Annotated in this window: 16 protein-coding genes and 1 riboswitch; of the genes, 12 read left to right on the top strand and 4 right to left on the bottom strand. The window is 64.8% G+C overall.

Annotation, left to right across the window (positions count from 1 at the left end; genetic code table 11):
* The first annotated feature begins 54 nt into the window (after positions 1–54).
* From garD to IFT98_RS20360, 3 genes are all read left to right on the top strand, one after another.
* The gene (gene garD / locus IFT98_RS20370) at positions 55–1,608 is read left to right on the top strand and encodes a galactarate dehydratase (RefSeq protein WP_192047088.1); all 1,554 of its coding nucleotides are present in this window, start codon (positions 55–57) and stop codon (positions 1,606–1,608) included.
* Positions 1,609–1,756: 148 nt separating this feature from the next.
* On the top strand, positions 1,757–3,397 hold the full coding sequence (gene pgm, locus IFT98_RS20365; protein WP_192047087.1) for a phosphoglucomutase (alpha-D-glucose-1,6-bisphosphate-dependent): 1,641 nt from the start codon (positions 1,757–1,759) through the stop codon (positions 3,395–3,397).
* A 28-nt stretch (positions 3,398–3,425) separates the two neighbouring features.
* Positions 3,426–6,095, top strand: coding sequence for a UvrD-helicase domain-containing protein (locus IFT98_RS20360; RefSeq protein ID WP_244650792.1), 2,670 nt, complete (start codon positions 3,426–3,428; stop codon positions 6,093–6,095).
* A gap of 1 nt (position 6,096) precedes the next feature.
* Here the strand turns inward: IFT98_RS20360 and IFT98_RS20355 are convergent, their stop codons facing one another.
* The 3 genes from IFT98_RS20355 to IFT98_RS20345 all read right to left on the bottom strand — a co-directional run bounded on the left by IFT98_RS20355 (position 6,097) and on the right by IFT98_RS20345 (position 10,802).
* Complete coding sequence (locus tag IFT98_RS20355) at positions 6,097–8,124, bottom strand: response regulator (protein WP_192047086.1); 2,028 nt, start codon at positions 8,122–8,124, stop codon at positions 6,097–6,099.
* A 2-nt stretch (positions 8,125–8,126) separates the two neighbouring features.
* Positions 8,127–9,611 carry an ATPase domain-containing protein gene (locus IFT98_RS20350; RefSeq protein WP_192047085.1) on the bottom strand — a complete coding sequence of 495 codons (1,485 nt, stop codon included), beginning with the start codon at positions 9,609–9,611 and terminating at the stop codon, positions 8,127–8,129.
* Between the two features lie 135 nt (positions 9,612–9,746).
* Positions 9,747–10,802 carry a tetratricopeptide repeat protein gene (locus IFT98_RS20345; protein WP_192047084.1) on the bottom strand — a complete coding sequence of 352 codons (1,056 nt, stop codon included), beginning with the start codon at positions 10,800–10,802 and terminating at the stop codon, positions 9,747–9,749.
* Between the two features lie 174 nt (positions 10,803–10,976).
* On the opposite strand from IFT98_RS20345, the gene IFT98_RS20340 reads away from it, so the two are divergent.
* The 9 genes from IFT98_RS20340 (at position 10,977) to IFT98_RS20300 (ending at position 23,664) form a co-directional block, all read left to right on the top strand.
* The gene (locus tag IFT98_RS20340; protein ID WP_192047083.1) at positions 10,977–12,638 is read left to right on the top strand and encodes an MFS transporter; all 1,662 of its coding nucleotides are present in this window, start codon (positions 10,977–10,979) and stop codon (positions 12,636–12,638) included.
* The gene (locus tag IFT98_RS20335) at positions 12,635–13,807 is read left to right on the top strand and encodes an HlyD family secretion protein (protein WP_192047082.1); all 1,173 of its coding nucleotides are present in this window, start codon (positions 12,635–12,637) and stop codon (positions 13,805–13,807) included. Before IFT98_RS20340 ends, IFT98_RS20335 begins: the two co-directional genes overlap by 4 nt.
* A gap of 219 nt (positions 13,808–14,026) precedes the next feature.
* Entirely contained in the window at positions 14,027–15,055 is a 1,029-nt protein-coding gene (locus tag IFT98_RS20330) for an ABC transporter substrate-binding protein (protein ID WP_192047081.1), read from the top strand.
* Positions 15,052–16,092, top strand: coding sequence for a FecCD family ABC transporter permease (locus IFT98_RS20325; protein WP_192047080.1), 1,041 nt, complete (start codon positions 15,052–15,054; stop codon positions 16,090–16,092). Before IFT98_RS20330 ends, IFT98_RS20325 begins: the two co-directional genes overlap by 4 nt.
* A complete protein-coding gene (locus IFT98_RS20320; protein WP_192047079.1) occupies positions 16,089–16,844 on the top strand; it encodes an ABC transporter ATP-binding protein in 756 nt (251 codons plus the stop codon). The genes IFT98_RS20325 and IFT98_RS20320 overlap by 4 nt, the downstream gene beginning before the upstream one ends.
* 32 nt (positions 16,845–16,876) lie before the next feature.
* Positions 16,877–17,073, top strand: a riboswitch (cobalamin riboswitch).
* A gap of 90 nt (positions 17,074–17,163) precedes the next feature.
* Positions 17,164–18,228: a cobalamin biosynthesis protein CobW gene (gene cobW / locus IFT98_RS20315; protein ID WP_122715810.1), complete on the top strand. Its 1,065-nt coding sequence runs from the start codon at positions 17,164–17,166 to the stop codon at positions 18,226–18,228.
* Between the two features lie 3 nt (positions 18,229–18,231).
* Positions 18,232–21,984 carry a cobaltochelatase subunit CobN gene (gene cobN, locus IFT98_RS20310; RefSeq protein WP_192047078.1) on the top strand — a complete coding sequence of 1,251 codons (3,753 nt, stop codon included), beginning with the start codon at positions 18,232–18,234 and terminating at the stop codon, positions 21,982–21,984.
* Between the two features lie 13 nt (positions 21,985–21,997).
* A complete protein-coding gene (locus IFT98_RS20305) occupies positions 21,998–23,008 on the top strand; it encodes an ATP-binding protein (protein WP_192047541.1) in 1,011 nt (336 codons plus the stop codon).
* Complete coding sequence (locus IFT98_RS20300; RefSeq protein WP_192047077.1) at positions 22,933–23,664, top strand: VWA domain-containing protein; 732 nt, start codon at positions 22,933–22,935, stop codon at positions 23,662–23,664. Before IFT98_RS20305 ends, IFT98_RS20300 begins: the two co-directional genes overlap by 76 nt.
* A 2-nt stretch (positions 23,665–23,666) precedes the next feature.
* Here the strand turns inward: IFT98_RS20300 and IFT98_RS20295 are convergent, their stop codons facing one another.
* Positions 23,667–24,359 carry a DUF421 domain-containing protein gene (locus tag IFT98_RS20295; protein ID WP_122797643.1) on the bottom strand — a complete coding sequence of 231 codons (693 nt, stop codon included), beginning with the start codon at positions 24,357–24,359 and terminating at the stop codon, positions 23,667–23,669.
* Positions 24,360–24,449: the final 90 nt, after the last annotated feature.

Genomic DNA, 24,449 nt, shown 5'->3' with positions numbered 1-24,449 from the left:
CAGTGCCGGTACGCGGCTCTCGATTCAGCCTGAGTTGATTGGAAGGGCCAAGCCATGCAATTGATCGAACATTCCGATTCTCCCCGCTACGTGCGCCTGCACGCAGACGATAACGTCGTGGTCGTGGTCAACGATCAGGGCGTGGCCGAAGGCAGCCGTTTCCCCGATGGCCTGACGGTCATCGAAGGTGTGCCGCAGAGCCACAAGGTCGCCACCGTCAACATCGCCGAGGGCGGTGCTGTGGTGCGTTACGGTCAGATCATCGGCTACGCACTGGAGCCGATCCATCAAGGCAGCTGGGTCAAGGAAAGCCAGTTGGCGATGCCCTCGGCGCCGCCTCTGGACAGCCTGCCGATGTCCGACGCGGTACCCCCGGCGCTGCCGCCGCTGGAGGGCTTCACCTTCCAGGGCTACCGCAATGCCGACGGTACCGTGGGTACCCGCAATATTCTGGGCATCACCACCACGGTGCAGTGCGTGACCGGAGTGCTGGACCATGCGGTGAAGCGCATTCGCGAAGAGCTGCTGCCCAAGTATCCCCACGTCGACGACGTGGTGGCTTTGACCCATAGCTACGGCTGCGGCGTGGCCATCAATGCCCGTGATGCCTACATTCCGATTCGCACCGTGCGCAACCTGGCACGCAACCCGAACCTGGGCGGCGAAGCCCTGGTGATCGGCCTGGGTTGCGAGAAGTTGCAGGCCGGGCAGGTGATGCACGAGGACGATCCCTCGGTAGACCTGAGCGAGCCATGGTTGTACCGCCTGCAGGATTCCGGGCATGGCTTTGGTGAAATGGTCGAACAGATCATGGCGCTGGCCGAGACGCGGCTGGCCAAGCTGGATCGTCGGCGTCGCGAAACGGTGCCCGCCAGCGAGCTGATCCTGGGCATGCAGTGCGGCGGTAGCGATGCGTTCTCCGGGATCACCGCCAACCCGGCTCTGGGCTTCGCCTCTGACCTGCTGGTTCGCGCCGGGGCCACGGTGATGTTCTCCGAGGTCACCGAAGTCCGCGATGCCATCTATATGCTGACTTCGCGAGCCGAAACCCACGAAGTGGCCACCCAGCTCGTGCGCGAGATGGACTGGTACGACAATTACCTGGAACGCGGCGCAGCCGATCGCAGTGCCAACACCACGCCTGGCAACAAGAAAGGTGGGTTGTCCAACATCGTCGAGAAGTCGCTGGGCTCGATCGTCAAATCGGGCAGCAGCGCCATCAACGGTGTCCTTGGCCCGGGCGAGCGGGTCAACCGCAAGGGCCTGATCTACTGCGCCACGCCGGCCAGCGACTTCGTTTGCGGCACGCTGCAGCTGGCGGCCGGGATGAACCTGCACGTGTTCACCACGGGTCGCGGCACCCCGTACGGCCTGGCGATGACGCCGGTGGTGAAGGTGTCCACTCGCACCGAACTGGCCGAGCGCTGGCCTGACCTGATCGATATCGATGCCGGGCGCATCGCGACTGGCCGGGCGACTATCGAGGAGCTGGGCTGGGAGCTGTTCCACTACTACCTGGCCGTGGCCAGTGGTGAAAAACAGACGTGGGCCGAGCGCTATCGCTTGCACAACGACATCACCTTGTTCAATCCCGCGCCGATCACCTGATCCGGCGTTCCGACCGGCAGCTGGCAACCTGCTGCCGGTCGGTTCGACAAAAGAAGCGTCAAAAAAGGGAATCAAATAGCTACCTCCAGTGTCGAAGTGCCACTAAACTGTCATTCTTCGTTTCGGTACCTACACTAGAGGTTTTTGCATGAAGCTCAGTCCGTTTGCGGGCAAACCTGCTCCAGCCCAATTGCTGATCGACATCCCGCGTCTGGTCACGGCCTATTACACCGGCCAGCCTGATGCAAGCGAACCCACTCAGCGTGTGGCATTCGGGACCTCGGGGCACCGTGGCAGCTCGTTCGACTTGAGCTTCAATGAGGCTCATGTTCTGGCAATCAGCCAGGCGATCTGCCTCTACCGTAGCAGCAAGGGGATCGACGGGCCGCTGTTCGTCGGTATCGACACCCACGCGCTGTCGACCCCGGCAGGCGCCAGCGCCCTGGAAGTGTTCGCCGCCAACGGCGTGCAGGTGATGTTGTCCAAGGACGACGAGTACACCCCGACACCGGCGGTTTCCCACGCGATCATCTGCTACAACCGTGGACGCAGCAGCGGCCTGGCGGACGGTGTGGTCATCACGCCATCGCACAACCCGCCGCAAAGCGGTGGTTTCAAGTACAACCCACCCAATGGCGGTCCGGCCGACGGTGACGTGACCAAGTGGATCGAGGCCAAGGCCAACGAGCTGCTTGCCGCTGACCTGAGCGGCGTCAAGCGCATGCCTCACGAGCAGGCGCTGAAGGCCGCCACCACTCACCGGCACGACTACATCGGTCACTATGTGGCCGACCTGGTCAATGTGATCGACTTCGACGTCATCCGCAAAGCCGGCCTGCGCCTGGGTGTGGATCCGCTGGGCGGGGCAGGTGTGCGCTACTGGTCGGCCATTGCCGAGCACTATCAGCTCGACCTGCAGGTGGTGAACACCGAAGTCGATGCCACCTTCCGCTTCATGTGCGTGGACTGGGACGGCCAGATCCGCATGGACCCGTCGTCCAGCTACGCCATGCAGGGGCTGATCGGCCTGAAGGATCGCTTCGACGTGGCCTTTGCCTGTGACCCCGACCATGACCGTCATGGCATCGTTACCCCAACGGGCGGGTTGCTGGCACCCAACAACTACCTGGCAGTGGCCATCGACTATCTGTTTCAGAACCGTCCGCAGTGGCGCACCGACGCGGCCGTGGGCAAGACGGTGGTCAGCAGCGGCATGATCGACCGCGTCACCGCGCGCCTGGGGCGTCGTCTGCATGAAGTGCCGGTGGGCTTCAAGTATTTCGCCGATGGCCTGTTCGATGGCTCGCTGGGGTTTGGCGGTGAGGAGAGCGCCGGTGCGTCGTTCCTGCGCATGGATGGCAGTGTCTGGACCACCGACAAGGACGGGTTGATTCCGGCCCTGTTGGCCGCTGAAATGACCGCGCGCACGGGGCGCGACCCGAGCCAGGCGTATGAGGCACTGACGCAGAGCCTGGGCGAGCCGTTCTCCACGCGCGTCGAGGCCAAGGCCAATCCGCAGCAGAAAGCGGCCTTGAGCAAGCTGTCGCCCGAGCAGGTGAAGTCGACCGAATTGGCCGGTGAGCCGATCGAGCAGATCCTCAGCCATGCGCCGGGCAATGGGCAGGCCATCGGTGGCTTGAAAGTCATCACGGCCAACGGCTGGTTCGCCGCGCGTCCCTCGGGCACCGAAGACATCTACAAGATCTACGCCGAAAGCTTCATCGACGAAGCGCATCTGCAGCGTCTGGTAGCCGAAGCGCAGGTGCTGGTGGATTCCGCCATCGGTTGATCCCAAACCTGTCCCGTGGGAGCGGTCATTGGCCGCGAAGAAGGCGCTGCGGAATATCTGCCATACCGCGTCGCCCGTTTCGCGGCCACGGACCGCTCCCATAGGAAACCCGGTATCCACAGGAAATCCGGTATTCCACGGGAAATCCGGTATCCTGTGGGAGCGGTCATTGGCCGCGAAGGGGGCGCTGCGGTGGATCGGGTACACCGCATGGCCGTTGACGCGGCTTGCGCCGCTGCTACAGAGGGTGTGCAGCGTTCGAAGGTTGGATCTTTGGTATATTGCGGTCCTCGCGATATGCCCAGGAGTTTTCGTGTCATCGCAACCTACCGACAAAGACCGTCAAGCCCAGGGCTTGATCGCCCGGGGCTGGCGTTGGCTGCGTTCGCAGCAGCGTGACGCCTGGTTTCACACGCCGCTCACAGAAGCCACTGCGCCGACCCCGCCTTGCGAACCACCTCCCGAGTCACAGCCGAAACGGCTACCCCGCGCGCCGAAAAAACCCGTCACGCCGCAAGCGCCGCAGCCGTTGCTGTTCGCACCCTGGCAGCTCGAACTCACGCCCGCGTTGAAGAAATCCATCAAAGCCGACGTCGCTGCGCGCCTGCCCGAACACGCACAACCTAGCCCGGCTCAGTGGAAAATGATCTTCAGCACCACACCCGCCACGTGCGTGGTGGCTGGCGCAGGTGCAGGCAAATCTACATCGCTTGTACTGCGCGTACTGGTGCTGCACCACTACATGGGCTTTGAACTCGACAGCCTGAGCGTGGTGACCTTCACCCGGGAATCACGTCGAGACTTTATTAATAAGTTGTGCCAAGTCTTTGATCTATGGGAAGTAAACTACGTATTCGAGAATTTACGCGAAGTAGTCAGAACCTACCATTCGCTGGTTCTGCCGTTGATCCACGCGCTGCCTGACCTGAGTGAAGTGCGCGCCTTCGAAAACCTGGGCGCGGCCACCGCTGGTAGCGAAGAAGCCAATCCCTTTCAGCTGCGACTCAACGACACCCAGCGTCAATTGATGAACGAGTGCTATCGCAGCCTGATGAGCAGCGATCCGTCGTTCGGGGAACGCATCGGCGCCTTGCGCAGGAACGCCGCACAGCTGCGCAAATTGGACCCGCAGGACCCCGACGTGCAGAAGCGCCTGAAGGCGCTGAGCTTGGCCAGCGCTCGCGACACCGAACTGTGTGATCTGATCGAAGAACACTGGCGCGCACAGGATGCCTGGCCTATAAAAGGGATCAAAATACATCGACAAGCCATTGATATTAAAGGTTTTACATTTTATGCCCATGGCTATATTGCAAAGTTGAATACTTGGGTCGTGCTCGGGTTCGATCCCGGTACCGATGCCCAGTTGACTCGGCCCACGGGCAAGATCCCGGTTTGGGGAGAATGGGCAGTAAAGCGCACCCTGTTTCAAGCTTTCTGTGATAAGCCATTGATATGGCTCGATAATCCATCCGATGTCAAGAAAGTGCTGGCGGCGTTGAACAGCAAGGCATTGACCGGGCCCGGTTTCGAATACCAGTTGCCCGGCGAACTCGCCCCCGCGCCGCTGCTCGACTGCTTCGTAGCCGCGGCCACCTTCATCGAGAACCTTGGACTGCAGGTCGTGGACGCCATCGACCGGATGACCTGGAACGCCGAAGATTCCGAAGGGGACTTTTTCGCGGCCTTGCGGCTGTTCTGGCCCGCACTCGAAGCCCACCTGCAAAACCAGGCACCGCCCGTCATGCTGTTCAACCGCATGTTCGCGATGCTTGGAGAAGGCCCGGGCTCGCGGGTCAGCGAACTGCCTGACGACGCACTGCGCCCCATGTCCCATCTGCTCGTCGATGAATTTCAGGACATCTCCGCGCAGATCGTCGGCTGGTTGAGGGCAAGCCTCGCCGAAATCCTGCGCCGGGGTCCTGCGTTGGCCGGTGAACGAGGCGCGCAGCACAGCTCGATCATGTGCGTCGGCGACGACTGGCAGTCGATATATGGATGGCGTGGCAGTAACCCGAGCTACTTCATGCAGTTCAACCGTACCTTCAGCGCTCACAAGCACACGCGTGTACTGCTGATCGACAACTACCGCAGCCTTCAAGCGATCATCGACGCCGCCGAGCATATCGTGGCGTCGGCACCGGCCATACCCGGCAAGAAAGCCCTGGCCCGCAGCGCATTCGACCGTGAGCCATTACCTGTGACCCTCTTGAGTCGAGACCTTGCCGATCTGGCGCGGCGCGCCGCCGAACATCACGCCGCAGGCGACTCGATTCTGGTGCTCTATCGTCGCAACAGTGACCGCCAGGCCTTGGCCGAGCATATCCAGGGCCTGTTGCAGGCAGATCAAGCGTTGCCACCCGAGCAGCGCCGTTTGCGCCAGCTCACGTTCCACAGCGCCAAGGGTCTGCAGGCCGACGCGGTCTTCCTGTTGGGTGACTGCCAGTACGCCAGTCGCTCGCCCTACAAGAACCAGGTCTATACCCTGGCGGGCCTGGCGCAGGCGGGGCAGGTGGATGGTTACGACAGTGCCCAGCACGAGGAAGCGCTGCGCCTGGCCTATGTCGGGATAACCCGCGCCATCCACAGCTGTTACTGGTATGTGGAAACCACTACCAAACCAGGTGCCCGCGCATCGGATCGAGTGGACGCCAGGATGCCGTGCTTCAGCGACGTGCGGGTCAAGCCCAAGCGCTGATTCAGGCCTGGGACATCTCCCGCACCTTGGCCGTGAGCACGTCAAAGGCGAACGGCTTGGTGATCATCTGCATGCCGTCGTCCAGGAAACCGGCGCGCACTTCGGCGTGCTGGGCATAGCCGGTGATGAACAGCACCTTGAGTCCCGGCCGCAGATGGCGTGCGACTTCGGCCAGTTGCCGACCGTTCATGCCGGGCAGGCCAACGTCGCTGATCAACAGGTCGATGCGCTGGCCCGATGCCAGGATCGGCTGCGCGGCGTTGGCATCGGCCGCTTCGAGGTAGCAGTAACCCAGTTCGCGCAGCACTTCGCACACCAGGCTGCGCACGGCATGGTCATCCTCGACGATCAGAACCGTCTCGCCATTGGTGGCCATGGGCGATTCGATCACCGGCACATTGGCCTGTGGCAGCTGCGAGGCATAGCAGCGCGGCAGATAGAGCTGCACCGTGGTGCCCAGGCCAGGCGTGCTCTGGATCGCAACATGGCCTCGCGACTGCTTGCTGAAGCCGTAGATCATCGACAAGCCGAGACCAGTGCCCTGGCCAATGGGCTTGGTGGTGAAGAAAGGGTCGAACGCGCGATTGATCACGGCCTGATCCATCCCCAACCCGGTGTCGCTGACACTGAGCATGATGTAGTCGCCCGGTTCCAGATTCTGCTGGGCGCTGGTGAAGCTTTCATCGAGGTGCCGATTGGCCGTTTCGACGATCACTTCGCCAACCCCGGGCATGGCGTCGCGGGCGTTGATGACCAGGTTGAGCAAGGCGCTTTCCAGCTGATGCGGATCGGCCTCGGCGATCCACAGTTGCGGATCCAGGCGCAGGTGCAGCGCGATGCTCTCGTTGAGGCTGCGGTGCAGCAGCTCTTCCATCGAGTGCACCAGCCCATTCACCTGAACCGGCTTGGAGTCCAATGATTGGCGGCGGGAAAAGGCCAGCAAGCGGTGAGTGAGCGATGCAGCGCGGTTGGCCGAACTGATACCCAAGTCGATCAGCTTGGGCAGATCGTCGAGCTGACTGCGGCTCAGGCGGCGACGCATGAGCTCCAGACTGCCGATGATGCCGGTGAGCATGTTGTTGAAATCATGAGCGATACCGCCGGTCAACTGGCCGACCGCTTCCATTTTCTGCGCCTGGCGCAGGGCCTCTTCGTTGATCCGTACCTGGGCCGTGCGTTCCTCGACCTGCTGTTCGAGGTTGCCGTTGAGTTCACGCAACTGTTGCTCGGCAGCTTTCTGTTCGGTGATGTCGGTGGTGACGCCGACCATCGCCTGGATCCGTCCCTGTTTATCGGGAATGGCGCGGGCGCGCATGTCGATCCAATGCACCGAGCCGTCGGGCCAGATGTTGCGGAACTGCAGGGCGAAATCAGCGCCCAATTGCAGGCTGTTGATCAGCGCCTCCTGCATCATGGCCTGATCGCTCGGATGCACGCACAGCAGCCAGTCGGAGTACTCGAAACGAGTGCTGGCCTCGATGCCATAGTGGGTGCGCGTCCTGTCCGAGCAGTTCAACTGCAACGGGTTGCAAGTCAGCTCCCAGGCACCCAGGCGCCCGGCACTCATGGCGTGCTGCAAACGCTGTTCGCTTTCGCTGAGGTCGAGCAGGCGGTCGCGGGCTTCGTATTGACGGCGCCGACCCCGAATGGCCGTCTTGGCCAAGCTGATCAACGTCAGTGGGTGGAACGGGCGCTCAACGAAAGTGACGTTGCCCAGGCGCGCTGCAAGCAGCATGGACTGCGCCTGATCTGCCGCCCGTTGATGGGTCATCAGCACGATCGGCAGATCGGACCAGGCCGGTTGCTGGCTGAGGTACACCAGCAGCGGCTGCATTCTGGCTTCGGACAGCGCTTCGTTGGCGACGATGCACATGCCGGCGCCTTCACGCTGCAGCTGTGCACAGAGATCGTCGACGTCGCTCACTGCCGTGCCCGGAATACCTGCCTGTGACAGGATCTGCAAGGCCACTTGGCTGTCGCGACCCAAAGGGGCAAGGACCAGTACTCGCTCCGATGTGGGTATCGACATCTTCACTGATCATCTGCTTCGAGCAGGGGACGGGCTTCACCGACATAGGTCGGCACACCGCGCAATACCCCCTGGAAGGCGCTCAGTGGCTCGCCGACTTTCATGCCCTGGCTGCTGATCTTGTATTCGCGAATGGTGTTTTCGTGGCCGCCAAAGCGTTTCTTGATCACCGACACCGCGCGTCGCACGTTGCCCAGCGCCTCGAAGTAGCGCAAGAGGATGACGGTATCGGCCAGGTAGGTGATGTCCACTGGCGCCTTCATGTCGCCGACCAGCCCCTGTTGGGCCACGGTCATGAAGGTCGAGGCACCCAGGCGGTTGAGGTACAGCAGCAGCTCATGAATGTGCAGCACCGGTGTGCTTTCACCCATCATCGCGGCGTGGTAACCGTTGATGCTGTCGATCACTACCGTTTTGATGTCGTGCAGGACGACGCTGGTGCGGACCATGTGGGCGAATTCGCCCGGCGATTGTTCAGCCGCGTCCACCTGCTGGATGACCATCGTTCCACTGCGCTGGTACGCTTCCAGATCGATGCCCAGATTTTTCATGCGCTCGAACAGCAAGCTGAGTTCTTCGTCGAAGATGAACAGCGCGACTTTTTCGCCGCGGGCCACAGCTGCAGCGGCGAAGACCATGGAAATCAGCGATTTGCCGGTACCGGCGGGGCCGATGATCAACGTGCTGGAACCGTTCTCGACGCCGCCGCCCAGCAGCGCATCCAACTCCGGGATACCCGAGGTCAGTTGGGTACGTTCGTAGCGGGCACGGTGCTCCGCCGCCACCAGGCGCGGATAGACGTGAATGCCGTCGGCCTGGATGGTGAAGTCGTGATAGCCGCCGCGGTACTTCTGCCCGCGGTACTTCATGACGCGCAAGCGACGCCGCTCGGCGCCGTAGTCGGGCGCGGTTTCTTCCAAGCGAATGACACCGTGGGCGATGCTGTGCAGGGTCTTGTCCAGCGGCTCGCTGGTCATGTCGTCGAGCAGCAGGACGGTCGCATTGAAGCGCGCAAAATAATGTTTGATGGCGAGAATCTGCCGCCGATAGCGCAGTGACCCCTGGGCCAGCAGCCGCACCTCGGACAAGCTGTCCAGCACCACCCGGGAAGGTTTTACCCGTTCGACTTCATCGAAGATCTGCCGGGTCGCTTCGCCCAGTTCAAGATCGCTGCTATAGAGCAGGCTTTGCTGCTGTTGCAGGTCGAGCACCAATTCCGGCGGCGTCAGCTCGAACACGGTGACCCGTTCGTCCAGCTCCCAGCCGTGGGAGCGAGCGCCTTCGCGCAGTTCCTTAGTGGTTTCGGACAAGGTGATGTAAAGGCAGGTTTCGTTCTGCGCAACGCCTTCGAGCAGGAACTGCAGGGCTACCGTCGTCTTGCCCGCACCCGGTTGACCCTCGAGCAGAAAGATATGGCTGCGGGTCAGACCTCCACCAAGAATGTCGTCCAGCCCGGCGATACCGGTGGCTGCTTTGGCCGTCGTCAAAAAGGTGTCCTCGGGTAGCGGAAGGGGCTGCAGTGCAGAGCGCGACGCAGCATGATACTGGACAACGGGCGGTTGCCGGGGTTCCGAGTTAATCTGGGCAAAACGGGCCAAAGCGGCGCTGGAAAAGCCGCGACTTCACAGTCCCTGCTGCAGGCTGGGGTCGTCGGCATTCTGCTGCTCGAGTTCGGCCAGCAGTACCTGCACGTTCTGCAGCTGACCGGTTTCTTTCCAATACTGGATCAGCAACACCCGTGCGCGGCGGTTGGCCGGGTCACGACGCAGGATCTCTTCGAGCTGCTTCTGCGCCGCTTCCACCTGCTGCAGGTCGTGCAGGTTGGTGGCCAGTACATAGCGGTAGTCATTGTTGTCCGGCGCCAGTTCCACCGCACGGGCGAGGGCGAGCAGGGCGTATTCATCCTCGTCATGGGCCATCAGCCACAAGCCCAATTGCTGCTGCAACAGGGCCGATTGAGGATGGACCAGCAACTGTTCGGCCAGCAGGCGGCGCGCCTGGTCGCTTTTGCCTTGGCGCTCGAACACCTCGACTTGCACGGCAATGGCTTCCAGATCATCGGGCTGGAGCAGGCGATAGCGGGTCAGCGCCTGCTCGGCCTGGACGTGGTCGCCGTCGTGAAGGTACAGCCGGGCCAGCGCCAACTGAGCGGCGGCGCTGTCGGTCTGGCCCTGCAGGGCAGCGACGCAGGCGTTCACCACCTTGTCCAGATGGGCGAAATAAAGGCCCAGCTCGTCGGCTGGCAAGCCGAGCAACCCCCGCGCGGCGTGAAAGCGGATTGCCTCGTCGCGGTCTTCCAGCAGAGGCCCCAGCAGCACGCTGCGCTGGTTCTCGGGGACCAGGCCGATGACGGCATCGATTGCCGCGTGGCGCACGTCGGCAAGGTCGCTCTGCAAATCGGCAGTGGCGAGTTTGAGGGCCTGTGGACTGGGGTAGTTGGGCAGTTCGGCGTACAGCGCAGCGCGCCGCTCGGCGCTGAGGTCGGTGCGCGCCAACTGCTGATAGAGCACCCGTGCGGCGCCCGGCTGACCATGGCGAGCCTGGCTCAGGGCTTTGCTGTAGCCCTGCTGCGGCGCTGCCGGAACTGTATGGGCGGCCGGGCGCCAGGCATACCAGAGCGCTATCAGCAGCAGTGCCACCAGGAGCAGGGTCAGCGGAAGGCGAACGCGTTTGAACATGCGGGTATCCGAAAGGGCGCAGGCTTGGCCGGGGCATTCAGCTTGGGTCACTGCCGGGATGCAGTCAAATCAAGGCAGCGACGAGCATTGGCAAGCCCCCCGCCGGTGAGGTTTACTAGCGCCCAATCTTCGTCGTTTCTTCGTCGTTTCAACGCTCCCCGCCAAGGCCACCGCATGTCCCGCTACACGAGCCGCGATTGGCTGCCCCATGAAAAGCCGAACTTGCCGGGCTCTCCCTCGACGCCTCTGCATTCGACACGCAAGCGCCTGGCATTCGGTATCGTCGGCCTGCTGGTGGCACTGACCGGCGGCCTCGGCAACTCGCTGGTGGTGGCGAATCTGCAATTCCTGCAGGGCGCGCTTGGCGCTACGGCGGCGGAGATGGCCTGGCTGCCTGCGGCCTACGTGATGACCAATGTGTCGATGAACCTGCTGCTGGTGAAGTTTCGCCAGCAGTTCGGTCTGCGCACGTTCACCGAACTGTTTCTGATGCTGTATGCGCTGGTCACCTTCGGCCATCTGTTCGTCAATGACCTGGGCTCGGCCATTGCCGTGCGCGCCGCCCACGGCATGGTCGGCGCAGCGCTGAGTTCCCTGGGCCTGTACTACATGATCCAGGCGTTTCCCGCCAAGTGGCGCCTCAAGGCCCTGGTGCTGGGCCTGGGCACTTCGCAGCTGGCCTTGCCCCTGGCGCGGGTGTTTTCCGAAGACCTGCTGCAGATCGCCGAATGGCGTGGCCTGTACCTGTTCGAGTTGGGCATGGCACTGCTGACCCTGGGTTGCGTGTTCTTGCTCAAACTGCCACCGGGCGACCGCTTCAAGACCTTCGAACCGCTGGATTTCCTCATTTTTGCGATTCTTGCCTCCGGCATTGCGCTGCTCTGCGCGGTGCTGTCCCTGGGCCGGATCGACTGGTGGCTGGAAGCCCCCTGGATAGGCTGGGCCTCGGCAGGGGCCATCGTGCTGATCCTCGGTGGGCTGGCCGTGGAACACAATCGCAGCAACCCGATGTTGATGACCCGCTGGCTGGGCAGCGGTGTCGCCATCCGCCTGGCCCTGGCAGTGATCCTGACGCGCATGGTGCTGTCGGAGCAGTCCACCGGCGCGGTCGGTCTGTTGCAAGCGTTGAACATGGGCCAGGAGCAGATGCGCACCCTCTATTGCGTGATGCTCTTTGGCGCGGTGGCGGGGCTGGTGGTGAGTGCCTGTACAATCAACCCCGAGCATCTGTTCATGCCGCTGATCATTGCCTTGGCGCTGATGGCGGTGGGTTCGGCCATGGACAGCTTCTCCAGCAACCTGACTCGTCCGGCCAATATGTACCTGAGCCAGTTCCTGCTGGGCTTCGGTGGCACGTTTTTCCTCGGCCCGACCATGGTGCTGGGCATGCGCCATGTGCTGACCAACCCGCGCAACCTGGTCAGCTTCTCGGTGCTGTTCGGCATCTGCAACAACCTCGGCGGGCTGATCGGCGCGGCGTTGCTGGGCACGTTCCAGATCGTCCGCGAGAAGTATCATTCGAGCATGATCGTCGAGCATCTGGCCCTCATGGACCCACTGGTCCAGGCGCGGGTCAGCAATGCCGCCGCCAGCTACCTGGCCCACATCGCCGACCCGGCCCTGCGGGCCACCCTGGGTACCCGTGCGCTGGCTACCGCCGCCACGCGCGAGGCGAACGTCATGGCCTACAACGATGTCTTCATGCTGATCTGCATCATTGCCGTGTTGACCATGCTGTGGATCTTCGTCCGCAGCCTGTGGCTGATGAGCACCACCCGGGCGGTGACCACCGCCGCGACACCTACCGTATCCACCAGCGGCGCCAGCACTTCATGACCGAACCGACGTCCACGACCACCAATGCCATTGCCGCCACCCCAGAGGGCCAGACCCCACCGCCCAATCCTGCGGCCACCGAACCGCGCTCGCGGCGGGTGCGGGTACTGTCCAGCCTGATCTTCGCCAGCATCGCCTTGGTGGGGGTAGCGATCGTGCTGTACGCCTGGCAATTGCCCCCGTTCAGCAGCCACATCGAAAGCACCGAAAATGCCCTGGTGCGGGGCCAGGTGACGATCATCGGGCCGCAACTGGCAGGCTATGTGTTCGAAGTGCCGGTACAGGACTTCCAGTTCGTCAAGGCGGGCGACCTGCTGGTACGCCTGGACGACCGTATCTACCGCCAACGCCTGAACCAGGCGCTGGCGCAGGTCCAGGTGCAGAAAACCGCCCTGGCCAACAATCTGCAACAGCGCCGCAGTGCCGAGGCGACCATTACCCAGCGCCAGGCGGCGGTGGCGGACAGCGAAGCGCAGGCGCGCAAGGGCGCCGCCGATCTGGGGCGCAACCAGAACCTGATCAGCGACGGCTCGGTGTCGCGCCGCGAGCTCGATGTGACCCGCGCCGCCAACGCCCAGGCGCTGGCCTCGGTAGCACAGGCCAAGGCGGCGCTGGCGATTGCCCGCGAAGACCTGCAGACGGTCATCGTCAATCGCGACTCGCTGGCTGCCAACGTCGCCAACGCCGAAGCCGCGGTGGAACTGGCACGCATCGATCTGGACAACACGCGCATCCTGGCGCCGCGCGACGGCCAGCTGGGGCAGGTCGGTGTGCGCCTGGGTGCCTATGTGAATTCCGGTGCGCAACTGATGGCGCTGGTGCCCGACACGCTCTGGGTCATGGCCAACATGAAGGAAACCCAGATGGCCGATGTGCGCATCGGCCAACCGGTGAGCTTTACCGTCGATGCGCTCGATCACCTGCGCCTGCGCGGGCACGTACAGCGCATCTCGCCTGCCACCGGCTCGGAATTCAGCCTGTTGCAGGCCGACAATGCCACCGGCAACTTCGTCAAGATCGCGCAACGCATTCCGGTGCGCATCACCGTGGACCCGGATCAGGATGGGGCGCATCGGCTGCGCCCCGGCATGTCGGTGGTGGTCAGCATAGACACGGGCTATGTGGTCGAGCAGGACCGTACCGACCGGCCCCGCGACAGCGCGCCCTAGGCGGGTAGTCAGGGTGCCCGCAGCCCAAGGCCCTGGCTAAACCATTTGATCTTTGCCGACGGGTCGCCTACCGTCTGCGCCGCTTGTCTTCGCCCAGAGCAGGAAGCCGGTTCGAATCCGGCGCGGTCGCGCCACTGTGATCGACATGTTGCATGTCGTCAGCCAGACCTTGCTTGGGGATTTCTTCGATCTGTTGGACGCGCCATCCAAGGAGTTGCAATGAGTCTTCCTGCCGTATTCGTCCGCGCCAGCGTCGCTGCCGTCGGTCTCTTCGCTGCCGTCACTAGTCACGCCGCCACCCACTATCCACTGACGCTGCCCAACTGCGGCGCGCCCTTGACCATCCAGGCCGCGCCGCAGCGTGCCGTCAGCCTGGGCCAGGCCAGCACCGAGATTCTCCTGTCGCTTGGCCTGGCGCCACGCATGGTGGGCACCGGGGTCTGGTTCGGGCCGCTGCCTGAACCGCTGCGCGCGGCCAATGCCGACGTGCCACGGCTGGCCGACAACGCGCCCAGCTTCGAGGCGGTGGCCAAGACCGCGCCCGACATCGTGGTGGCGCAGTACACCTACCACGTCGGCCCCAACGGCGAAGTCGCCAAGCCCGAACAACTGGCCAGCCTTGGCATCCCTTCCTATGTGTCGCCCAGTGACTGCGACGGCAAGGAAGTCACCGCCACCTCCAACGCCGACGGCAGCCGCAGCCAGGTGTTTTCCATGGCACTGGTGGACAAGGAAATCCGCGAGCTGGCGAGCATCTTCGATGTCGAGCCGGCCGGGGAGCGCCTGACCGCCCAGTTGCACGCGCGCATCCAGAAGGCCAGCGAGCGCGCTGGCAGTGCCGGGCACGCACCGCTGTCGGTGGTGTACTGGTTTTCCAGCACGCGCCTGGAAGGTGACCCTTGGGTGGCCGGTAAAAGCGGCGCACCCGGCTATATCAACCGCCTGCTGGGCCTGCGCAACATCGTCGACAGTGACGAGGAATGGCCTGGGGTGAGCTGGGAAAGCATCGCTGCGAGCAATCCCGATGTCATCGTCGTCGCGCGCATGCAGCGCCGTCTGTACCCGGCCGACGATGTCGAGAAAAAACTGGCGTTCCTGCGCAGTGACCCGGTGACCCGTGAGCTGGATGCCGTGCGCAATGGCCGCATCATTGTGGTCGATGCCCAGTCGTTGAACCCATCCATGGATGTCGTGCGCGCGGTGGAAGACATCGCCGCAGGCCTCGAGCGTACACGGGTCAAACCTTGATCCAGCGCCTGGCGCGGGAAGACGGCTGGGTCTGGCGCGGGCTGTTGGCGCTGCTCGCCCTGGCCACCTTGAGCGTGTCGATCGCCCTGGCAGTGTCGGTGGGGGAGATGGGCATTGCCCTGACCACGGTCGGCCAGGCGCTGCTCAACGGCCTCGGCCTGGCCGACTACCCGGTGCCGCGGATCATCCAGGGCATCATCTGGGAGTACCGCCTGAGTCGCGCGCTGGTCGCCGCCTGCTGTGGCGCCGGCCTGGCGATCTGCGGTGCGGTGCTGCAGGCGCTGTTGCGCAACGTGCTGGCCGAACCCTACGTGCTGGGTATCTCGGCCGGGGCGTCGACCGGTGCGGTGGTAGTGATGCTGCTTGGGTTGGGCGGCGGCGTGATCGGCATTTCCATGGGCGCGTTTCTCGGCGCGGCCCTGGCGTTCGGCCTGGTGCTATTGCTGGCTGCGGGCAGCCGCAGCGGCCCGGCGCAGGTGATCCTCGCCGGGGTCGCCGGATCGCAACTGTTCAACGCGCTGACAGCCTATATCGTTTCGACCTCGGCCAATGCCGAGCAGGCACGGAGCGTGATGTTCTGGCTGCTCGGCAGCCTGGGCGGGGTACGCTGGCCCGACGTGGGCCTGGCGGCGGCAGTGGTCGGCGCAGGCCTGCTGCTGTGCCTGTACTTCGCACGAGCGCTGGATGCCTTCGTGTTCGGCGAAGACGCTGCGGCCACGCTTGGCGTGCCGGTGGTCACGGTGCGACTGGTGTTGTTCGCCACCACCGCGCTGATCACCGCCACCATGGTCAGCATCGTTGGCGCAGTGGGCTTCGTCGGCCTGGTGGTGCCCCATATTGCGCGCTTCCTGGTCGGCCCCAATCACGTCCGGCTGTTACTCGCTTCGGTGCTGATCGGCGCCAATTTCATGGTGCTGGCCGACATTGTCGCGCGCATCATCGTGCCCGGCCAGGTCCTGCCCATCGGCGTGGTCACGGCCCTGGTCGGCGCCCCGGCATTTGCCTTGATCCTCTACCGCGCGAGGCGTCGAGCATGAGCCTGCAACTGCACAAGGTCAGCTGGAAAGCCGGTGGGCAACTGATTCTCGACGACGTAAGCCTGGCGATCACGCCCGGCAGCATGGTCGGACTGATCGGCCCCAACGGCTCGGGCAAGTCCTCGCTGCTGCGCCTGCTGGCCGGGCTGGATCGTCCCAGCCAGGGGCAGGTCACCCTCGACGATCAGCCCATGATGGATCTGGCACGGCGAGCGGTTGCACGGCAGGTGGCGATGGTCGAGCAACACGCCAGCACCGAGGTGGACATTCGCGTGCAGGAGGTGGTGCGCCTGGGACGCACGCCGCATCGTTCACCGTTCGCGCCGTGGCTGCGCGAAGACGACCTGGCGATTGCCCAGGCCCTGGCCCAGGTCAACCTGAGCGGCCATGCGCAGCGGCGCTGGCACACCTTGTCCGGCGGCGAGCGGCAACGGGTGCAGATCGCTCGTGCCCTGGCCCAGCAGCCAAGCGAGCTGCTGCTCGACGAGCCCACCAACCACCTCGACATCCAGCACCAGCTGGAACTGCTGCAACTGATTCAGGACCTGCCGTTGACCTGCGTGATGGCGATTCACGACCTGAACCTGGCGGCGATGTTCTGCGACGTGTTGGTAGTATTGAAGGACGGCCGCCTGGTGGCCAGCGGCGCGCCGGCAGTGGTCCTCACCGAGCGCATGATTGCCGAAGTCTATGGGGTCCACGCCGAAGTCAGCCTGGCCGGCGGCCGTCCCCATGTGCGCTACCAGCTCTGAGCCCGTGTCACTGACACGTCCCGTGCCCTGTGGTAGCCTTGCGCGTTCGAGGTTCTCTGCCCTGCAGAGCTAAGACGGGAACGCGGTCCAAGCCGCGGCTGCCCCCGCAACTGTAAGTGATGAAGGCTGCGCCAAGGCCACTGCGGATACTCGCGGGAAGGTGCCGCAGCCCTGGGCCAGCATGGCCGGCATCACGAGCCAGGAGACCTGCCTCGGCCGTTATTTCCTATTCAACCGGGCGGGGTGATCCGGTGGCGAATGCTGGCGCCTGCCGTTGCGGCGCTCGTCTCGTGCCCTGCCGCGCAATCAGGGCGACCCGATGAAAACGCTGTCCAAACTACCCGTCACCATCGTCACCGGCTTTCTGGGCTCGGGCAAGACCACCTTGCTGCGTCACATGCTCGACAATGCGCAGGGCCGGCGCATCGCCGTGATCGTCAATGAATTCGGCGAACTGGGCATCGACGGCGAGATCCTCAAGCAGTGCACCATCGGCTGTACCGAAGAAGAAGCCAATGGCCGCGTCTACGAGCTGGCCAATGGCTGCCTGTGCTGCACCGTGCAGGAAGAGTTCTTCCCGGTCATGCGCGAGCTGGTGGCACGGCGCGCCGACCTCGATCACATCCTCATCGAAACCAGCGGCCTGGCCTTGCCCAAACCGCTGGTCCAGGCCTTCCAATGGCCGGAAATCCGCAGCGCCTGCACGGTCGATGCGGTCATCACCGTGGTCGACAGCCCGGCCGTGGCGGCCGGTACTTTCGCGGCGTTCCCTGATCAAGTTGACGCCCAGCGCAAGCTCGACCCCAACCTGGACCATGAATCGCCACTGCACGAGCTGTTCGCCGACCAGTTGGCCAGCGCCGACCTGGTCATTCTGAACAAGGCCGACCTGATCGATGCAGACGCCTTGGCCGCGGTGCGCGCCGAGGTCGCCGAAGAGCTGCCGGCGGCGGTCAAGGTGGTCGAGGCCAGCAGTGGCCGTTTGCCGCTGGCGGTGTTGCTGGGCCTGGGCGCCGAGTCCGAGCAGCACATCGACGGCCGCAAGACCCATCACGACCACCACGAGGGCGACGACCACGACGATCACGATCACGATGCCTTCGATTCGATCTCCATCGAGCTGCCGCAGGCCGAAGAAGCCAAGCTGCTGCAGGCGCTCAACGCCGCAGTGGTCCAGCACGGCATCCTGCGTGTCAAAGGCTTTGCGGCCATTCCGGGCAAGCCGATGCGCCTGCTGATCCAGGGCGTCGGCACGCGCTTCGACAAGCACTTCGATCGCGCCTGGGGCGCAGACGAAGCGCGCAGCACGCGCTTGGTGCTGATCGGTCAGGAACTGGATGCAGCGTCGCTGCAAGCGCAACTGCGCGCCGCGCTGGAAGCCTGACCGATGCACCTGCTGAGGACCCAGCCCGGCGGTTTCGTACCGGACGACAGCATCGCCGACCTCGGGCAGACGCCCGCCGAACTGGTCATCCTCTGCAGCGGCGATTCGCATCTGGCATTGCTCGCCGAAGCCTGCGGGCATCTGCCGGCCGACTACCCGAGCCTGCGCCTGGCCAACCCCATGCAGGTGCAGAACCACTCTTCGGTGGACCTCTACGTGGACCAGGTGCTGCGCCACGCCAAGGTCATCCTGATTTCCCTGCACGGCGGCATCGGCTACTGGCGCTACGGCGTCGAGCAGTTGATGCAACTGGCCGAGCGGGGCGTGCAGGTCATCCTGGTGCCAGGCTGCGATCGCCCCGATCCCGAACTGGCCGAGCTCTGTACGGTGCCTGCCGAGCAAGCCGACCGCCTGTGGCAGTACCTGCGCCAGGGCGGTATGGAAAACGCACGCAACCTGTTCGGCTACCTCGGCAATACCTGGTTCGGACGCACCGAACCGTGCGAAGCACCTCAGGCCCTGCCGCGCACGGTCATCTACCATCCGGCGCGGCCGACCGCCGAGCTGGCCGACTGGCAGGCGCAGTGGCAAGCGCAATGGCCAGTGGTGCCGTTGCTGTTCTATCGCTCGCACCTGCAGGCGGCCAACACCGGCTTCGTCGATACGTTCTGTACCAGGCTGCAGGCCGCCGGGCTCAACCCGTTGCCGATCGCCGTGGCCAGCCTCAAGGAAGCCGAATGCCTGGCGCAGGTGCAGGACTGGATGGACGAGGCGGGCGCCGCGATCATTCTGAACACCACCGGCTTTGCCCAGTCCAGCCCCGAAGCCCCGCATCTGCGCCCGTTTCGCCGTGACATCCCGGTCATCCAGGCCATCTGCGCGCAGGACAACCAGGCGCTCTGGCAGGCCAGCGAACAGGGCCTGGGTGCTCGTGACCTGGCCATGCACATTGCCCTGCCGGAACTGGACGGGCGCATCATCAGCCGAGCCATCAGCTTCAAGGACCTGGCCTGGCACAACGAGCGCAGCCAGAGCGACGTGGTGTGCTACACGGCGCATGTCGAGCGCATGGATTTCGTCGCCGAACTGGCGCGCAAATGGGCCGCTCTGGCGCGCCTGCCCAATGCCGACAAGCGTGTCGCCCTGGTGCTGGCGAACTATCCGACCCGCGACGGCCGGATCGGCAACGGCGTCGGCCTCGACACTCCGGCTGCGGCGCTGAACATCCTGCGCGCGATGCAGCAGCAGGGGTATCCGGTGGCCGATCTACCCGCCAGCGGCACGGCGCTGATTCATCTCCTGCTCGGCGGCGTGACCAACGATCTGGAGCAACTGGACCTGCGCCCCTGTGCCCAGAGCATGGCCATGGACGATTACCTCGCCGCTTTTGCCTTGCTGCCCCCGGCCAATCAGGCCGCCGTGCGCGAACGTTGGGGCGAGCCAGGTGCCGACCCCATGTGCCGCAACGGCCGCATGATGATCGCCGGTCTGCGCATGGGCCTGACCTTCGTCGGCATCCAGCCGGCGCGGGGTTATCAGGTGGACGTCAGCGCGGTCTACCACGACCCGGATCTGGTACCGCCCCATGGTTACCTGGCGTTCTATTTCTGGCTGCGCCACACCTACGGCGCCGATGCGTTGATCCACGTGGGCAAGCACGGCAACCTGGAGTGGCTGCCGGGCAAGGGCGTCGGGCTGTCCGAGCAGTGCTGGCCCGATGCGGTACTGGGGCCGATGCCGAATATCTACCCGTTCATTGTCAACGATCCGGGCGAGGGCGCCCAGGCCAAGCGCCGCACCCAGGCGGTGATCATCGACCACCTGATGCCGCCGCTGACCCGCGCCGAAACCTACGGGCCGCTGCGCGACCTGGAGTTGCTCGCCGACGAGTACTACGACGCGCAGATGCTCGATCCGCGTCGTGCCCAGGCCTTGGAAAAGGACATTCTGGCGCTGGTGCGCGAGACCCGCATCGACCACGAACTGCAGATGGCCGAGGGTGCCGAGCCGACGGTGTGGCTGCCGCGCCTGGACACCTACCTGTGCGACTTGAAGGAGTCGCAGATACGCGACGGGCTGCACGTGTTCGGCGAGTCGCCCCAGGGGCGCCTGCGTGCCGATACGCTGCTGGCACTGCTGCGCATTCCTCGGGGCGACGGCCGTGGCCCTCAGGCCAGTGTACTGCGGGCATTGGCCAAGGCTTTCGAGCTGGGCTTCGACCCGCTCGACTGCGACCTCGGCGCACCGTGGAACGGGCCACGGCCGGCGGCCCTGGCTGCGATCAGCGACGAGCCCTGGCGCAGTGCCGGCGACAGCCGCGAACGCCTCGAGCTGTATGCCGCCCAACTGATCGAGCAAGCGCTGCAAGGCCCGTTGCAGCTGGGTGAAGGCTTCGATGACGTGCAACTCATTCTGGGCCATCTGCGCGACACCGTGGCGCCCCGACTGGACGCCTGCGGACCGGCCGAAATGCATGGGCTGCTCGCCGCTTTGGCGGGCCGCTTCGTACCCGCCGGGCCAAGCGGGGCGCCCAGCCGCGGGCGCCTCGACGTGTTGCCCACCGGCCGCAACTTTTTTTCCGTGGACGTGCGCAACCTGCCCACCACCACCGCCTGGCGCATCGGCTTCGCCTCCGCCAACCTGATTCTCGAGCGACACCTGCAGGACCATGGCGATCACCTGCGCCAGTTGGGCCTGTCGGTGTGGGGTACGGCGACCATGCGCACCGGCGGCGACGACATCGCTCAGGCAATGGGGCTGATGGGCGTGCGCCCGGTGTGGGCCACCGGCAGCCAGCGGGTGGACGATTTCGAGATTCTGCCGTTGAGCTTGCTCGATCGCCCGCGGGTGGACGTGACCCTGCGGGTGTCCGGATTCTTCCGTGATGCCTTCGCCAACCTGTTGCGCCTGTTCGATGCCGCCGTGCAGGCCGTGGCGGCGCTCGACGAGCCCGATGATCTCAACCCGCTGGCGGCCAAGGTCCGCGCCGAACAGGCGCAGCTGCTGGCCGAGGGCGTACCTGCCGAGCAGGCCGCCCGCGAAGCTGGCTGGCGCATCTTCGGCGCCAAGCCCGGTGCCTATGGCGCCGGCGTGCAGGGGGCCATAGACGGCCGCCTGTGGCAGACTCGCGAAGACTTGGCGGAGGCCTACCTGAACTGGGGCGCCTATGCCTATGGTGCGGACGACGAGGGTACCGCCGCACGCGCGCCCTTCGCCCGGCGCCTGGGCCAGGTCCAGGCCGTGTTGCAGAACCAGGACAACCGCGAGCACGACCTGCTCGATTCCAACGATTACTACCAGTTCCAGGGCGGCATGCTGGCCGCTGCGGAAACCTTGAGTGGACAGAAAACCGCCAGTTACCACGGCGACCACAGCCAGCCGGACGTGCCGCGCGTGCGCACCTTGAAAGAAGAGCTCAACCGCGTGGTGCGCGCTCGCGCGGCCAATCCGAAGTGGATCGAAGGGGTCAAGCGGCACGGCTACAAGGGCGCCTTCGAACTCGCCGCGACGGTCGATAACCTGTTTGCCTTCGATGCGACCACGCACCTGATCGACGATCACCAGTACGCGTTGCTCACCGACGCCTACCTGCTGGACCCCTCCACCCGCAGCTTTCTGCAGGAGCACAATCCGGCGGCGCTGCGCGACATGGCCGAACGCCTGCTCGAGGCTCAGCAACGGGGCCTGTGGGCTGAACCGGGCGACTACCGACAAGCCGTGGAAGACCTGCTGCTGGATACCGAAGAAGATGGCTGAAGAGATCCCTGCAATGACCGACACCCCGCACTTTCCCCTGGCCGCCGTGGTCGCCGCCGATTCGCTGAAACTGGCGTTGTGTCTGGCCGCCATCGACCCGCGCATCGGTGGCGTGTTGATCGAAGGCCCACGGGGGATGGCAAAGAGCACCCTGGCGCGCGGGCTTGCCGATCTGCTCGCCGGCGGCCAATTGGTGACCTTGCCGCTGGGTGCCAGCGAGGACCGCCTGGTCGGCACGCTGGATCTGGAAGCGGCGCTGGGCGAGGGGCGGGCACGCTTCTCGCCCGGTGTGCTGGCCAAGGCCGACGGCGGAGTGTTGTACGTGGATGAGGTGAACCTGCTCGCCGATCACCTGGTCGACCTGCTGCTCGACGTCGCTGCCAGCGGCGTCAACCGCATCGAGCGCGACGGCATTTCCCACGCCCATCCGGCGCGCTTCGTGCTCATTGGTACCATGAACCCCGAGGAAGGCGAGTTGCGCCCGCAACTGCTCGACCGCTTCGGCTTGAACATTGCCCTGGATGGCCAGCCCGCGCCGGCCGAACGCAGCCAGATCATTCGCCGCCGCCTGGCATTCGACAGTGATCCCCAGGCGTTCTGCGCGCAGTGGGCTACTGCGCAGGCGGCGCTGCGGGTGCGTTGCCAGCAGGCACGCGAGCGTCTCGAGTCGATTCCGCTGGGCGACCAGGCGCTGGAATCGATCACCACACGCTGTTTCGCCGAAGGCGTGGACGGCCTGCGCGCCGACCTGGTCTGGCTGCGCGCGGCGCGCGCCCATGCGGCCTGGCGCGGCGGCGACGCAATCCTCGACGAGGACGTCGACGCGGTTGCCGAGTTTGCCCTGCGCCATCGCCGCCAGGCGAGCCGGCCGCCAGAATCCGGCGCGACACCACCGCCACCGCCGCCCGCTGCCAGCGCCGCACAACCCTCCGAGCCGGGGCAGGGCCAGTGGGGCGACATGCCTGCGCAGACCGTTCCGGTGGGCGAACGGCGCGCGGTGCCGAGCTGGCCAAAAAAGCCCTGAGCATCCGTCCGCGCCCGGCGGATGCTCGGCCCGGCAAGGGCAACCTCGAACAAGGGCGACAAGGCGCGGCGCGCACGTCGGCGGCCGGCATGGTCGACTGGCCGGCTACCCTGCTGCAGGGCCGGCCGCGTCAACGTGACGACCTGCGCTGGCAACAGCGCCGCAGTGCTGCCCAGCAGCTATGGCTGGTGGTGGTGGATGCATCGGCTTCGACGCGCCGGCACGGTGCCCTGGCCGAGGCCAAAGGCGTATTGGCACAGCTCTTCGACGACGCCTACCGGCAACGCGCCCGGCTGGCGCTGCTGACCGCCCGCGGCAGCGGGCCGGCCTGGCAATGCCACGGTTTGAAGGCTTCGGCGGCCTTGCAGCCCTGGCTTGCCGAACTGGGCGCAGGCGGCGGCACGCCACTGCTGGCCGCACTGGACCAGGCTCGTGAATGGCTGGTGCAGCGCGTACGCCAGCACCCCCAGGAAGCACAACGCTGCCTGGTGTTCACCGACGGACGCCTGAAATCGCTTGAAGGCGTCGTGCCTCTGGCCTGTCCGGCGTTGCTGGTGGACATGGAGAAGGGACCGATACGGCTGCGTCGCGCCCGCGCCCTGGCCTCGGCGCTGAACGCCGAGTACCAGCACCTGGACGACTTGCCGCGCCTGTAGCCTCAGGCCGCCCGTGGATTGCAGAGCGCCTTGCTCCACACCGGGTTGTCGCAGCGTGGGCAAGGCAGCGCCTGCTGGTGACCCAGGTTTTCCAGGTGGCCACAGTACTCGCAGGCATACAGGTCTTCGCGATCGGCCGTGGTCAGTGACACGCGATGCTCGGGCGGCAGGATCGACAGCCCCGGTTTTACGTCTTCGCGTTCATGGAAGTACAGGCTCACGTCACCGTTGACCTCGAGGATGCCCAGCCGCACTTGACCCAGATGTTCGACGCCGCGCAGGCGCAGTTCCATCAGGAACTCGGCATGGGTGATGTTGCCGCTCTGCAGCGCTTTGAGCTCGAACACACCGTCGCGAATGATCAGAAACGGCTTGCCCTCCAGCCACTCGCCGAAGCGGCCGCTGCGTTCGGTCAAAAAGGTGGTCAGGCGATAGAAGATGATCATCGCCATGAACACCACCAACACCGGCAATATAGGGACATCCTCGTAGAAGGTCACATCACCAGCCGCCGAGCCCAGGGTCAGGATGACCACCAGCTCGAACAGCGACAGCTGACGCACACCGCGCCGTCCGGCGATCTTCAGAAACAGGAAGACCACCACGTAGGCCATGAGCGTACGGGCCACCACCTCGCCCAGAAACCCCGTGTCGACATCACCCAGCAGCACACGGTGCCAATCGAATGCGTTCATGCTCATCCCTGCGAATGCCAAAAAGGCAACGATTGTACACCGCTGCCGTGCGTGCCCTGCGAGACGGATCGCTGACGCGTCAATGTGGCG

This window comes from Pseudomonas sp. CFBP 8770, from assembly GCF_014841705.1.
Classification (GTDB): Bacteria; Pseudomonadota; Gammaproteobacteria; order Pseudomonadales; family Pseudomonadaceae; genus Aquipseudomonas.
Note: the sequence above shows the minus strand (reverse complement) of the source record. Positions and strands in the feature narration are given on the sequence as shown.

Bases quoted from the DNA above. Each gene is read 5' to 3' on its own strand.
- cobN (WP_192047078.1), top strand. From the start codon at position 18,232: ATGCACCTGCTGAGGACCCAGCCCGGCGGTTTCGTACCGGACGACAGC.
- IFT98_RS20345 (WP_192047084.1), bottom strand. From the start codon at position 10,802: ATGTTCAAACGCGTTCGCCTTCCGCTGACCCTGCTCCTGGTGGCACTG.
- pgm (WP_192047087.1), top strand. From the start codon at position 1,757: ATGAAGCTCAGTCCGTTTGCGGGCAAACCTGCTCCAGCCCAATTGCTG.
- IFT98_RS20305 (WP_192047541.1), top strand. From the start codon at position 21,998: ATGACCGACACCCCGCACTTTCCCCTGGCCGCCGTGGTCGCCGCCGAT.
- IFT98_RS20340 (WP_192047083.1), top strand. From the start codon at position 10,977: ATGTCCCGCTACACGAGCCGCGATTGGCTGCCCCATGAAAAGCCGAAC.
- garD (WP_192047088.1), top strand. From the start codon at position 55: ATGCAATTGATCGAACATTCCGATTCTCCCCGCTACGTGCGCCTGCAC.
- IFT98_RS20355 (WP_192047086.1), bottom strand. From the start codon at position 8,124: ATGTCGATACCCACATCGGAGCGAGTACTGGTCCTTGCCCCTTTGGGT.
- IFT98_RS20320 (WP_192047079.1), top strand. From the start codon at position 16,089: ATGAGCCTGCAACTGCACAAGGTCAGCTGGAAAGCCGGTGGGCAACTG.
- cobW (WP_122715810.1), top strand. From the start codon at position 17,164: ATGAAAACGCTGTCCAAACTACCCGTCACCATCGTCACCGGCTTTCTG.
- IFT98_RS20295 (WP_122797643.1), bottom strand. From the start codon at position 24,359: ATGAACGCATTCGATTGGCACCGTGTGCTGCTGGGTGATGTCGACACG.
- IFT98_RS20330 (WP_192047081.1), top strand. From the start codon at position 14,027: ATGAGTCTTCCTGCCGTATTCGTCCGCGCCAGCGTCGCTGCCGTCGGT.
- IFT98_RS20335 (WP_192047082.1), top strand. From the start codon at position 12,635: ATGACCGAACCGACGTCCACGACCACCAATGCCATTGCCGCCACCCCA.